The following is a 12,758-nucleotide window of genomic DNA, read 5'->3' on the forward strand; positions in this document are numbered from 1 at the left end:
TTTGGCCAATAGACGCTGGATAAATACGCGGTTACTTATGGCCATAGCATCTTTTTCGTTACGTCCTTATGACAAAACGGTCATTCCATCGATGTGACTCATTGGTTAGAACTGGACACAGGTTGACGTCGCAACGGCGTCAACACCTTGGCTCGCCACGCCGGCAGCGAGCCGCCAACGGCAGAGTTTTTCTGCCAGACCTCAATTGAGGTCGACGCGACAAAAACAGTCAACAAGTGAGGGAAACACCCTATGAGAAGACTTAAGCGTGATCCGTTGGAAAGAGCATTTTTGCGCGGATATCAATATGGCGTTGGTGGCAAATCCCGTGAGCTTTGCCCATTTACTCTACCGTCGGTACGTCAAGCCTGGATCAACGGCTGGCGAGAAGGACGCGGCGACAACTGGGACGGTATGACCGGCACTGCGGGAATCCACAGACTCAACGAACTTCACGCCGTCGGCTGACACAGGGCACTTATTCCGACACGACAATCTGATTTCGTAACAACCTGATCACCATGCACGTCCTTCCCGGACGGCGGGCTACGGCCCAGGGGCTCCTTCGAGGAGCCCTTTTTTGTGCCTGCCTTTTATGTCCGCCGATCAGCGCTTTGCGGCGATCGCGTCCACGGACTCGCGAATCAGCGCCGGGCCCTTATAGATGAAGCCGGAGTAGATTTGCACCAGACTCGCGCCGGCAGCGATCTTCTCGGCCGCATGCTTGCCTTCGGTGATGCCGCCCGCCGCGATGATCGGCAACTTGCCGCCCAGCTCGGACGCCAGCACTTTCACGGTGTGGGTGCTCTTCTCACGCACCGGCGCGCCGGACAGACCGCCCGCCTCGTCACCATGTTCCATGCCTTCGACGCCCACGCGGCTGAGGGTGGTGTTGGTGGCGATCACCGCGTCCATCCCGGTTTCGATCAGCGCCTGGGCGACTTGCGCGGTTTCTTCGTCGGTCATGTCCGGCGCGATCTTGATCGCCAGCGGTACATGCTTGCCGTGGCGCAGGGCCAGTTCGGCGCGGCGCGTGGCCAGGTCCGCCAGCAATTGCTTGAGCGAATCGCCGAATTGCAGGCTGCGCAGGCCCGGAGTGTTCGGCGAGCTGACGTTGACCGTGACGTAACTGGCGTGGGCGTAGACCTTGTCCAGGCAGATCAGGTAGTCGTCTACAGCGCGCTCGACCGGGGTGTCGAAGTTCTTGCCGATGTTGATCCCCAGCACGCCCTTGTATTTGGCCGCCGCCACCCGCGCCAGCAGGTTATCCACACCGAGGTTGTTGAACCCCATGCGATTGATGATCGCCTCGGCTTCCGGCAGACGGAAAATCCGTGGTTTCGGGTTGCCCGGCTGCGGGCGCGGGGTCACGGTGCCGATTTCGACAAACCCGAAACCCAGCTGGGCGAAGCCGTCGATGGCCGCGCCGTTCTTGTCCAGACCGGCCGCCAACCCCACCGGGTTCGGGAACTGCAGGCCCATGACATTCACCGGCAGCGACGCCGGCGCCTTGCACAGCAAGCCGTTGAGGCCCAAACGCCCGCCCGCGCCGATCAGATCCAGCGACAGATCATGGGAGGTTTCCGGGGAAAGTTTGAACAACAGCTGACGGGCCAGGGTGTACATGGGCGGCTATGACTCGGGCGGCGAAAAGAGGCGGCGATTATAGCCGGGCATCGCCCCGCCGCGCGAGGCGCACGGGTAAATCCGTGCGCATGGCATATGCCTTGCACCTTCCTCGGCATCAGCCCGCAGGCCAATGGTGGCGTGCAGGCAAGGACAATGGCGTCGTCTCTCGGTTTTGCGCGGGCAAAGCCTGGGACGACGTTTTTTTTGAGGGTGGCTTTCATGACTCAAACCTCCGCCGGGCCGCTGGCCTGGGTCAACGGCAGCGATGCCCCGGAAAAAAGCGCGATCAATCTGGGCTTCATGGCCCTCAGCGACTGCGCCTCGCTGGTGGTCGCGGCCACTCAGGGCTTCTCCCAGCCTTATGGGCTGACCCTGAACCTCAAGCGCCAGAATTCCTGGGCCAACCTGCGGGACAATCTGGTCAGCGGCGAACTCGATGCTGCCCACAGCCTTTACGGCCTGATCTACGCAGTGCATCTGGGCATCGGCGGCGTTGCGCCGACCGACATGGCGGTGCTGATGGGTCTGAACCAGAACGGCCAGAGCCTCAACCTGTCCCACGGCTTGCAGGGCCTGGGCGTGACCGGTCCTGAAGCGCTGCACCACCATGTGCACCAAACCCGCGCAAAACTGACCTTCGCCCAGACTTTCCCGACCGGCACCCATGCCATGTGGCTGTATTACTGGCTGGCGAGCCAGGGCATTCATCCGTTGCAGGATGTCGACAGCGTGGTGGTGCCGCCGCCGCAAATGGTCGCGCACCTGCAGGCCGGGCGTATTGATGGCCTCTGCGTTGGCGAACCGTGGGCGGCCAGCGCCGTGCAGCAGGATCTCGGTTTCACGCTGGCGACCAGCCAGACCATCTGGCCCGATCACCCGGAAAAAGTCCTCGGCTGCACCCGCGCGTTCGTCGAGCAATACCCCAACACCGCCCGCGCGCTGGTGATGGCGATCCTCGAAGCCAGCCGTTTTATCGAAGAAAACCCGGAAAACCGCCGCAGCACCGCGCAGTTGCTGAGCGCCCCGGAATACCTCGACGCCCCGGTGTCCTGCATCGAACCGCGCTTTCTCGGCGACTACGACGATGGCCTCGGCAATCGCTGGCAGGATCCGCACGCCCTGCGCTTTCACGGCGATGGCGCGGTGAATCTGCCGTATCTGTCGGACGGCATGTGGTTCATGACCCAGTTCCGCCGTTGGGGTTTGCTGCGCGATGACCCGGACTACCTCGCCGTCGCCCGTCAGGTGCAACAACTGGAGATCTATCGCGACGCGGCGACTGCTGTGGGCGTCGCGGCCTGGGGCAAGGACATGCGCAGCAGCCAGTTGATCGACGGCAAAATCTGGGACGGCAGCGACCCGGCCGCCTACGCCCGAAGCTTCAAGCTCCACGCGCTGAGCGACAGCGCGCCCCTTTTCGCCCAACGCTGACAGGAGACCGCGAACATGCTGCGCATTCTGCTGATCAACGACACCGCGAAAAAAGTCGGACGCCTGAAAGCCGCGCTGACCGAGGCCGGTTTCGAGGTGATCGACGAGTCGGGCCTGACCATCGACCTGCCGGCGCGCGTCGAAACGGTGCGTCCGGACGTGATCCTGATCGATACCGAGTCACCGAGCCGCGATGTGATGGAGCAAGTGGTGCTGGTCAGCCGCGACCAGCCACGGCCGATCGTGATGTTCACCGACGAACATGACCCCGGCGTGATGCGTCAGGCGATCAAGTCCGGGGTCAGTGCCTACATCGTCGAAGGCATTCACGCACAGCGCTTGCAGCCGATTCTCGACGTGGCCATGGCCCGCTTCGAGAGCGATCAGGCCTTGCGCGCCCAGCTTCAGGCCCGCGACCAGCAACTGGCCGAGCGCAAACGAATCGAACTGGCCAAGGGCCTGTTGATGAAAATGAAGGACTGCAACGAAGAAGAGGCCTACACCCTGATGCGCCGCCAGGCCATGAGCCGCCAGCAGAAACTGATTCAGGTGGCGGAGCAGATCATTGCCATGAGCGAGTTGCTCGGCTGAAAAGCCCCTCACCCTAACCCTCTCCCGGAGGGAGAGGGAACCGACCGCAGTGTCTTGCGTCATACATCGACCTGAAAAACCCAGTCGATTATGGATTCAAAGCCGATCGTTCACGTCGGCGTATCTCTCGAATATCCCCCGATCAGTCCCCTCTCCCTCCGGGAGAGGGCTAGGGTGAGGGGCTTTTGATTTTGACTTGGCACAAATCTCGCTAAGCAATCCCTACAGGTAACCAACGGCGGTTGCCCCACCTACGACAAAGACGTCGCTCACCTTCTTCGCCCCTTTCGGCGATCCGGGTAGCGGCGTTTTTGCGTTTTGGCCCCACAGCCCGGGGCCGGTGGTGCGGCCGTGGCGGCGCCCCACTGTGCTGGTTCTGACTCCTTCTCGAGATTCTCTACAGCTGAGGTGCGCGATGAATAAAAGCTTCTGGAAATCCGGCCACACCCCGACCCTGTTCGCGGCCTTCCTGTATTTCGACCTGAGCTTCATGGTCTGGTACCTGCTCGGCCCGCTGGCGGTGCAGATTGCCGCCGACCTGCACCTGACCACCCAGCAGCGCGGCCTCGTGGTCGCCACACCGATTCTGGCCGGCGCGGTGCTGCGCTTTGCGATGGGCATGCTCGCCGATCGCCTGTCGCCGAAAACCGCCGGGCTGATCGGCCAGGTGATCGTGATCTGTGCCCTGTTCGGCGCCTGGAAACTGGGCATCCACAGTTATGAACAGGCCCTGCTGCTCGGTTTGTTCCTCGGCATGGCCGGCGCCTCGTTCGCCGTGGCCCTGCCGCTGGCCTCGCAGTGGTATCCGCCGGAGCATCAGGGCAAGGCGATGGGCATCGCCGGGGCCGGCAATTCCGGGACCGTGTTCGCGGCACTGATCGCCCCGGTGCTGGCGGCGGCGTTCGGCTGGAGCAATGTGTTCGGTTTCGCCCTGATTCCGCTGATCCTGACCCTGGTGCTGTTCGCCTGGCTGGCGAAAAACGCGCCGGAGCGGCCGAAAGCCAAGTCCATGGCCGACTACTTCAAGGCCCTGGGCGATCGCGACAGCTGGTGGTTCATGTTTTTCTACAGCGTCACCTTCGGCGGCTTCATCGGCCTGGCCAGCGCCCTGCCCGGCTACTTCAACGATCAATACGGTTTGAGCCCGGTGACCGCCGGTTACTACACCGCGGCCTGCGTGTTCGGTGGCAGCCTGATGCGTCCGCTGGGTGGCGCGCTGGCGGACCGGTTCGGCGGTATCCGCACCCTGCTGGCGATGTACACGGTAGCCGCCGTCTGCATCGCGGCGGTCGGCTTCAACCTGCCAAGTTCCTACGCGGCGCTGGCACTTTTCGTCTGCACCATGCTCGGTCTCGGCGCGGGTAATGGCGCGGTGTTCCAACTGGTACCGCAACGTTTCCGTCGCGAAATCGGCGTGATGACCGGGCTGATCGGCATGGCCGGCGGCATTGGCGGTTTTGCCCTGGCGGCAGGCATGGGCGCGATCAAACAGAGCACCGGCAGCTATCAGCTGGCGCTGTGGTTGTTCGCCAGCCTTGGCGTGCTGGCGTGGTTCGGCCTGCACGGGGTCAAACGTCGCTGGAGAACCACTTGGGGTTCGGCGGCCGTGACCGCTGCCCGGGTCTGAAGCCCGAATGGCTCTGCAACTGAGCTTTGCCGAAGCCAGCGCCACCGGCCCCCGCGCGGAAAATCAGGACGCTTTGCGCCTGGTGACCCCCGCCCCGGCGCTGGCTGCCAGCAAGGGTTTCCTGTTCGCCATCGCCGACGGCGTCAGCCAGTGCGCCGATGGCGGGCTGGCCGCGCGCTCGACCTTGCAGGCGCTGGCACTGGACTATTACTCCACCCCGGAAACCTGGAGCGTGGCCCAGGCCCTCGATCGTCTGCTGCTCGCACAAAACCGCTGGTTGCAGGCCAACGGTGGCGGACAGCCGTTGCTCACCACGGTCAGTGCGCTGGTCATGCGCGGTAAACGCTTCACGCTGGCGCATGTCGGTGATTGCCGGGTCTATCGCTGGCACGCCGAGACCTTGCAGCGGATAAGCGAAGATCACGTCTGGGATCAACCGGGCATGCAGCATGTGCTCAAGCGGGCACTGGGACTGGATCAGCATCTGGTGCTGGATTTTCTCGATGGCGAACTGCGTGACGGCGAATGTTTCGTGCTGCTCAGTGATGGCGTGTGGGCGGCGCTCGGCGATACCGCCATCGCCGGAATCCTGCGCGATCAACCGGATCTGAACAGTGCCGCGCTAACGTTGGTCAACGCCGCGCATCTGGCCGGCAGTCAGGACAACGCCAGCGCGCTGTTGGTGCGAGTGGATGCCGTCGGCGAGGCCAGCCTCGGCGACGCGCTGATCCATTTGCAGCAGTGGCCGCTGCCCCCGCCGCTGAAACCGGGTCAGGACTTTGAAGGCTGGCGGGTTCAAGAGGTTGTAAGTCGCAGCCAGCAATCGTTGCTGTATCGCGTGCTCGATGGTCAGGGCCAGGCGTGGCTGTTGAAGACGTTGCCTGCACAACTGGCAGACGATGCTCAGGCCGGTCAGGCCTTGCTGGCGGAGGAATGGTTCCTCAAACGCGTCGCCGGGCGGCACTTTCCTGAAGTCCATAGCGCTGGTCAGCGTCAGCATTTGTACTACGTGATGCGTGAATATTCGGGGACGACCCTGGCTCAGTTGTTCGGGCAAAGCGGCCCGCTGCCACTGGCTCAGTGGCAGGATCTGGCCGAACGCCTGCTGCGGGCTGTCGGCCTGTTGCATCGACGGCAGATCCTGCACCGCGACATCAAACCGGAAAACCTGCACCTGGGGGACGACGGCGAGTTGCGGCTGCTGGATTTCGGTCTGGCGTATTGCCCCGGTCTGTCGCAGGACGCACCGTCAACCCTGCCCGGAACCCCGAGCTACATCGCACCGGAAGCCTTTCAAAGCGCAGTACCCAGCGCACAACAGGATCTGTATGCGGTGGGCGTGACCTTGTATTTCTTGCTCACCGGGCATTTTCCCTACGGCGAGATCGAAGCCTTCCAGCGCCCGCGTTTCGGGGTGCCGGTGAGTGCCGGGCGTTATCGCCCGGATCTGCCGGAGTGGCTGGCGCAGTGTCTGGAACGCGGTGTGGCGGCCGATCCTTTGCAACGCTATGAAACCGCCGAGGAATGGCTGCTGATTCTGGAGCAAGGTGAGCGCCGCAGCCTGAGTGTGCGCCCTCGTCCCTTGCTGGAACGTGAGCCGTTGAAGGTCTGGCGGACACTGGCGTTACTGGCACTGCTGGGCAATCTGGTCCTGCTGTTCCTGTTGTTTCATGGCTGATGTGGCGCTCCATTAACGGGCGTGCCGCTTCCATTCAGTGCAAAAACCACATCGAACATCTGGCCATTTCCAGCATTACCCCAGTGAAATCGCGGCTCAGCGCAACTTGGCACAACCACTGCATTAACGTTTCCAACTGACATAAAGCCCGACCTTCAACGACGAAGGCCAGGCTTCCCGAGAGAACGGGACAAGGACAAAGGCGTCCTCGCTAGGTAACTGGCGGGACGCCTTTTTTGTTTGCGCCATTTTTGTCGAGCAAGGCCTGACTGCCCACAAGAGGCAAGCCCGATGCTCCCGGAGAACCTGATGAAAAAACTCAAACTGGTGATGATCGGCAATGGCATGGCCGGGGTCCGCACCCTGGAAGAACTGCTCAAGCTGAGCAACGAGCTGTACGACATCACGGTCTTCGGCGCCGAACCGCACACCAACTACAACCGCATCCTGTTGTCGCCGGTACTGGCCGGCGAACAAACCTTCGAAGAAATCGTGCTCAACGACCTCGACTGGTACCTGGAAAACAACATCAAACTGCTGCTCAACCGCAAAGTGGTGGAGATCGACCGGGTCAAACGCCGGGTGATCGCCGAGGACGGCACCGAGGCCGAGTACGACCGCTTGCTGATCGCCACCGGCTCGACCCCGTTCATCCTGCCGATCCCCGGCAACACCTTGCAGGGTGTGATCGGCTACCGCGACATCGCCGACACCCAGGCCATGATCGACACCGCAAAAACTCACAAGCACGCCGTGGTGATCGGCGGCGGCCTGCTCGGCCTCGAGGCCGCCAACGGCCTGATGCTGCGCGGCATGCACGTCACCGTGGTGCACCTCGGTGAGTGGCTGCTGGAGCGGCAACTGGACAAGACCAGCGGCCAACTCCTGCAAACCGCCCTCGAATCCCGTGGCCTGCACTTTCGCCTGTGCGAACAGACCCAGGCCCTGCATGACGCCGGCAATGGTCGCGTCGGCTCGGTGCAATTCAAGAACGGCGACATCATCCCCGCCGATCTGGTGGTCATGGCCGCCGGGATCCGCCCCAATACCGAACTGGCGGAAAAGGCCGGTATCCCGTGCAATCGCGGGATTCTGGTCAACGACACCCTGCAAACCTACGACCCGCGCATCTATGCCATCGGCGAATGCGCCAGCCACCGTGGCATCGCCTACGGCCTGGTGGCGCCGTTGTTCGAACAGGCCAAGGTCTGCGCCAATCACCTGGCGCAACTGGGTTTCGCCCGTTATCAGGGCTCGGTGACGTCGACCAAATTGAAAGTCACCGGCATCGACCTGTTTTCCGCCGGCGACTTCATGGGCGGCGAAGGCACCGAGACCATCACCCTCTCCGACCCGATCGGCGGGGTGTACAAAAAACTGGTGATCAAGGATGACGTGCTGGTCGGCGCCTGTCTGTACGGCGATACGGCAGATGGCGGTTGGTATTTCCGGCAGATTCGTGAGAATCACGCCATTGGTGAGATCCGCGATCACCTCATGTTCGGAGAAAACGCACTTGGCGATGTAGGACATCAGGGCCAGGACAAAGCCATGAGCATGGCCGACAACGCCGAGGTCTGCGGCTGTAACGGCGTGTGCAAGGGCACCATCGTCAAGGCCATTCAGGAACACGGACTGTTCAGCGTCGACGAGGTGAAAAAACACACCAAGGCCGCCAGCTCCTGCGGCTCCTGCGCCGGGCTGGTCGAGCAGATCCTGATCAACACCGTTGGCGGTGCAGCCGACGTCAAACCGAAAAGCGAAAAAGCCATCTGCGGTTGCAGCGACCTCAATCACGGCCAGATTCGCCAGGCCATTCGCGAACAGCATCTGCTGACCATCGCCGGCACCATGAGTTACCTCAACTGGCGCACCCCGAACGGCTGCGCCACCTGCCGCCCGGCCCTCAACTACTACTTGATTTCCACCTGGCCCGGCGAAGCCAAGGACGATCCGCAGTCGCGCCTGATCAACGAACGGGCCCACGCCAACATTCAGAAGGACGGCACTTATTCGGTGGTGCCACGGATGTGGGGCGGCGTGACCAACCCGTCGGAACTGCGGCGTATCGCCGACGTGGCGGACAAATATCAGGTGCCGATGGTCAAGGTCACCGGCGGCCAGCGCATCGACCTGCTGGGGATCAAGAAACAGGATCTGCCCGGTGTGTGGAAAGACCTCGACATGCCGTCCGGCCACGCCTACGGCAAATCGATCCGCACCGTGAAAACCTGCGTCGGCAGCGAGTTCTGCCGCTTCGGCACGCAGAATTCGACCCAGTTGGGCATCGACCTCGAGCACGATCTGTTCAACATGTGGTCGCCGCACAAAGTGAAACTGGCGGTCTCCGGATGCCCACGCAACTGTTCGGAAGCGGGGATCAAGGACGTAGGAATCATCGGCGTCGATTCCGGCTGGGAGATGTACATCGGCGGCAACGGCGGGATCAAGACCGAAGTCGCCGAGTTCTTCGTCAAGCTCAAGACCGCCGAGGAGGTGCGCGAGTACAACGGCGCGTTCCTGCAGTTGTACCGTGAGGAAGCCTTCTACCTCGAACGTACCGTGCACTACCTGCAACGGGTCGGCATGGAGCACATCAAAAAAGCCGTGCTGGAAGATCCCGAACGCCGCAAGGCCCTGAACGAGCGCCTGCAATTCTCCCTGTCGTTCGAACAGGATCCGTGGAAAGAGCGCCTCGCCCAGCCACAACTGAAGAAAGAATTCGACGTGATCCCCGTGAAAAACCTGGAGGTGCCGGCATGAACTGGCTCGATATCTGTGCCCTGGAAGAGATCAATGCCCTCGGTTCGCGGATCATTGCCGGGCCCAAAGGTGACATTGCGATCTTTCGCACAAGCGACGACGAAGTTTTCGCACTCGATGACCGCTGCCCGCACAAGGGCGGCCCATTGTCCCAAGGCCTGATCTACGGCAAACGTGTCGCCTGCCCGCTGCACAACTGGCAGATCGACCTGCAATCCGGCGAAGCCCAGGCACCGGACGTCGGTTGCGCTCACCATCACCCGGCCCGGGTCGAGAACGGCCGTGTGCAACTGGCCCTGCGGGACGCCGTCTGATGAACCGCCAGACGACCGCCTCGACCTGCTGCTATTGCGGGGTCGGCTGCGGCGTGCTGATCGAGCATGACGGCGAGCGCATTCTCGGCGTCAGCGGCGATCCGGCGCATCCGGCCAACTTCGGCAAACTGTGCAGCAAAGGCTCGACCCTGCACCTGACCGGTGATTTGGCAGCACGGGCGTTGTACCCGGAATTGCGCCTGGGCAAAGGCCTGGCGCGCAGTCGCTGCGACTGGAACACCGCGCTGGATCACGCCACCAACGTGTTCGCCGACACCATCGCCGAACATGGCCCGGACAGCGTGGCGTTCTACATCTCCGGGCAGTTGCTGACCGAGGATTACTACGCCTTCAACAAACTGGCGCGGGCGCTGGTCGGGACCAATAACATCGACAGCAATTCGCGGCTGTGCATGTCTTCGGCGGTGGTCGGCTACAAACGCAGCCTCGGCGCCGACGCACCACCGTGCAGCTACGAAGACCTGGAGTTGAGCGATTGCGTGGTGATCGTCGGCAGTAACATGGCCTACGCCCACCCGGTACTCTTTCGCCGCCTCGGAGAAGCCAAATCCCACCGCCCGCAGATGAAAGTCGTCGTTATTGATCCACGGCGCACCGACACCTGCGATCTGGCGGACCTGCATCTGGCGATTCTGCCGGGCACCGATGTCGCGTTGTTCCATGGGATTTTGCATCTGCTGTTGTGGGAAGACTGGATCGACCGCGACTTCATCAAGGCGCACACCGACGGGCTCGCCGAGCTGAAAAGCCTGGTACGCGATTACACGCCGGCCATGGTGTCGCAGTTGTGCGGAATCAGCGTCGAGCAGTTGCAGCAATGTGCGGAATGGATCGGCACCGCGCCGAGTTTTCTGTCGCTGTGGTGCATGGGCCTGAACCAGTCAACCGCCGGCAGCGCGAAGAACAGCGCGCTGATCAATCTGCACCTGGCCACCGGACAAATCGGCCGGCCGGGTGCAGGACCTTTTTCCCTGACCGGTCAGCCAAATGCCATGGGCGGACGGGAAACCGGCAGCCTTTCCAACTTGTTGCCAGGTCACCGTGAAGTCGCCAATCCGGAGCATCGCGCCGAAGTGGCGGCGTATTGGGGTGTGGATAAGCTGCCGGAAAACACCGGTCTCAGTGCCATCGAACTGTTTGAACAGGTGCGCAACGGCAAGATCAAGGCGTTGTGGATTGCCTGCACCAACCCCGCACAATCGATGCCTGACCAGAACTCTGTACGTGCAGCGTTGGAAGCTTGTCCGTTCGTGGTGTTGCAGGAGGCGTTTCGCACCACCGAAACCGCGGCGTTTGCCGATCTGCTGTTGCCGGCGGCCAGTTGGGGCGAGAAGGAAGGTTCGGTGACCAACTCCGAACGGCGGATTTCCCACGTCCGCCAGGCCATTGCTGCACCGGGTGAAGCGCGTCCGGACTGGGCGATCACGGTGGATTTCGCACAACGCCTGGAGAAACGTCTGCGCCCGCAGCAGTCTGGCCTGTTTGCCTTCGAGCAACCGGCACAGTTGTTTGATGAGTACAAACAACTGACCCGGGGTCGCGATCTGGATTTGTCCGGGATCAGCCATGGGTTGATTGATGAGCTTGGGCCACAACAATGGCCCTTCCCCGCTGGCGCCCGCCAAGGCACAGCCCGGCTGTATGTCGATGGGATCTTTCCTACGCCGAACGGGCGCGCGCAGTTCGTTGCCGATCCCTATCGCGCCGCCAAGGAACAACGCGACGCACGCTTTCCCCTGACCCTGATCACCGGCCGCCTGCGTGATCAATGGCACGGTATGAGCCGCACCGGTACGGCGGCGCAGTTGTTCGGCCATGTCAGCGAAGCGGTGTTGAGCCTGCACCCGGACGAGGTGCGCCGCCACCGCTTGCAGCCGGGGGATCTGGTGAATCTGAAAAGTCGTCGGGGCGCGGTGATTGTGGCGGTTGCCAGCGATGACAGCGTGCGTCCGGGTCAGGCGTTCCTGCCGATGCACTGGGGCGATCGTTTCCTCAAGGGCGGCGTGAACAGCCTGACCCTGCCCGCCTTCGATCCTTTGTCGAAACAGCCGGAACTCAAGCACAGCGGTGTACGGCTGGAACCGGTGAATCTGCCCTGGCAACTGTTCGCACTGATCGAGGGCGATGTTCAACGGCATTTCGAGGCGCTTCGACCGCTCTGTGAGGCGTTTTCCTACGCAAGTCTCAGCCTTGTCGGACGTGAACGGCCTGCGCTGCTGATACGCGCAGCCAGCGCCGCCGCACCCGATCCGCAATTGCTGCGTGAAATCGACCAGTGCCTGGCCCTGATTGAGGGGCCGGTGCTGGCTTATGACGATCCTCGCCGCGCCATCGGCAAGCGGGTACGCATCGAAAACGGACGAATCACCGCGATCCGTCTGGCCGGTGAAACCCTCGCTCAGCACTGGTTGCAAGGCCTGTGGCTGGAGGGGCGCGCCGACGAACAACTGCGGCGCTGGCTGCTGGCACCGATGAGTGCACCGCCGGGCAATGCCGGCGCGCAGGTTGTGGCGGACAAAACCTTGTGCAACTGCAAGAACGTCAGCCACAGCGCGGTCTGCGCCGGCATTCGTGAAGGTCTGGATCTGCAGGGTTTGAAAAATACATTGGGGTGCGGAACGCAATGCGGTTCCTGCGTCCCGGAAATCAAGCGCTTGCTGGCCGCCGACGTGCGTCTGGTCGCCGTCATCTGAAGAGGAAAACA

9 protein-coding genes are annotated in these 12,758 nt (G+C 62.3%); 8 read left to right on the top strand and 1 reads right to left on the bottom strand.

Features of this window, described 5'->3' with window-relative positions:
- Window positions 1-252 precede the first annotated feature (252 nt).
- A complete protein-coding gene (locus GQX66_RS18420; protein ID WP_003223300.1) occupies window positions 253-468 on the top strand; it encodes a ribosome modulation factor in 216 nt (71 codons plus the stop codon).
- A 138-nt stretch (window positions 469-606) separates the two neighbouring features.
- On the opposite strand, the gene GQX66_RS18425 is transcribed toward GQX66_RS18420, so the two are convergent.
- Entirely contained in the window at window positions 607-1,626 is a 1,020-nt protein-coding gene (locus GQX66_RS18425; protein ID WP_011333259.1) for a quinone-dependent dihydroorotate dehydrogenase, read from the bottom strand.
- A 222-nt stretch (window positions 1,627-1,848) separates the two neighbouring features.
- Here GQX66_RS18425 and GQX66_RS18430 point away from each other — a divergent pair, with 222 nt between their 5' ends.
- From GQX66_RS18430 to GQX66_RS18460, 7 genes are all read left to right on the top strand, one after another.
- The gene (locus GQX66_RS18430; RefSeq protein WP_102686944.1) at window positions 1,849-3,060 is read left to right on the top strand and encodes a CmpA/NrtA family ABC transporter substrate-binding protein; all 1,212 of its coding nucleotides are present in this window, start codon (window positions 1,849-1,851) and stop codon (window positions 3,058-3,060) included.
- Window positions 3,061-3,075: 15 nt separating this feature from the next.
- Window positions 3,076-3,651 carry an ANTAR domain-containing protein gene (locus GQX66_RS18435; RefSeq protein ID WP_007916390.1) on the top strand — a complete coding sequence of 192 codons (576 nt, stop codon included), beginning with the start codon at window positions 3,076-3,078 and terminating at the stop codon, window positions 3,649-3,651.
- A gap of 415 nt (window positions 3,652-4,066) precedes the next feature.
- Window positions 4,067-5,278, top strand: coding sequence for a nitrate/nitrite transporter (locus tag GQX66_RS18440; RefSeq protein WP_007952035.1), 1,212 nt, complete (start codon window positions 4,067-4,069; stop codon window positions 5,276-5,278).
- Window positions 5,279-5,285: 7 nt separating this feature from the next.
- Window positions 5,286-6,956, top strand: coding sequence for a bifunctional protein-serine/threonine kinase/phosphatase (locus GQX66_RS18445; RefSeq protein WP_240870370.1), 1,671 nt, complete (start codon window positions 5,286-5,288; stop codon window positions 6,954-6,956).
- 309 nt (window positions 6,957-7,265) lie between these two features.
- Complete coding sequence (gene nirB, locus GQX66_RS18450) at window positions 7,266-9,719, top strand: nitrite reductase large subunit NirB (RefSeq protein WP_045121673.1); 2,454 nt, start codon at window positions 7,266-7,268, stop codon at window positions 9,717-9,719.
- Complete coding sequence (nirD, locus tag GQX66_RS18455; protein WP_007951992.1) at window positions 9,716-10,033, top strand: nitrite reductase small subunit NirD; 318 nt, start codon at window positions 9,716-9,718, stop codon at window positions 10,031-10,033. The genes nirB and nirD overlap by 4 nt, the downstream gene beginning before the upstream one ends.
- On the top strand, window positions 10,033-12,747 hold the full coding sequence (locus GQX66_RS18460; RefSeq protein WP_240870372.1) for a nitrate reductase: 2,715 nt from the start codon (window positions 10,033-10,035) through the stop codon (window positions 12,745-12,747). Before nirD ends, GQX66_RS18460 begins: the two co-directional genes overlap by 1 nt.
- Window positions 12,748-12,758 lie beyond the last annotated feature (11 nt).

Origin of the sequence: Pseudomonas sp. B707 (genome assembly GCF_022496685.1) — a bacterium.
Lineage (GTDB): Bacteria > Pseudomonadota > Gammaproteobacteria > Pseudomonadales > Pseudomonadaceae > Aquipseudomonas > Aquipseudomonas paraglycinae.

Excerpts from the sequence above, each read along its gene's own strand:
- nirD (WP_007951992.1), top strand. The coding sequence starts at position 9,716 with ATGAACTGGCTCGATATCTGTGCCCTGGAAGAGATCAATGCCCTCGGT.
- GQX66_RS18440 (WP_007952035.1), top strand. The coding sequence starts at position 4,067 with ATGAATAAAAGCTTCTGGAAATCCGGCCACACCCCGACCCTGTTCGCG.
- nirB (WP_045121673.1), top strand. The coding sequence starts at position 7,266 with ATGAAAAAACTCAAACTGGTGATGATCGGCAATGGCATGGCCGGGGTC.
- GQX66_RS18445 (WP_240870370.1), top strand. The coding sequence starts at position 5,286 with ATGGCTCTGCAACTGAGCTTTGCCGAAGCCAGCGCCACCGGCCCCCGC.
- GQX66_RS18460 (WP_240870372.1), top strand. The coding sequence starts at position 10,033 with ATGAACCGCCAGACGACCGCCTCGACCTGCTGCTATTGCGGGGTCGGC.
- GQX66_RS18420 (WP_003223300.1), top strand. The coding sequence starts at position 253 with ATGAGAAGACTTAAGCGTGATCCGTTGGAAAGAGCATTTTTGCGCGGA.
- GQX66_RS18430 (WP_102686944.1), top strand. The coding sequence starts at position 1,849 with ATGACTCAAACCTCCGCCGGGCCGCTGGCCTGGGTCAACGGCAGCGAT.
- GQX66_RS18435 (WP_007916390.1), top strand. The coding sequence starts at position 3,076 with ATGCTGCGCATTCTGCTGATCAACGACACCGCGAAAAAAGTCGGACGC.
- GQX66_RS18425 (WP_011333259.1), bottom strand. The coding sequence starts at position 1,626 with ATGTACACCCTGGCCCGTCAGCTGTTGTTCAAACTTTCCCCGGAAACC.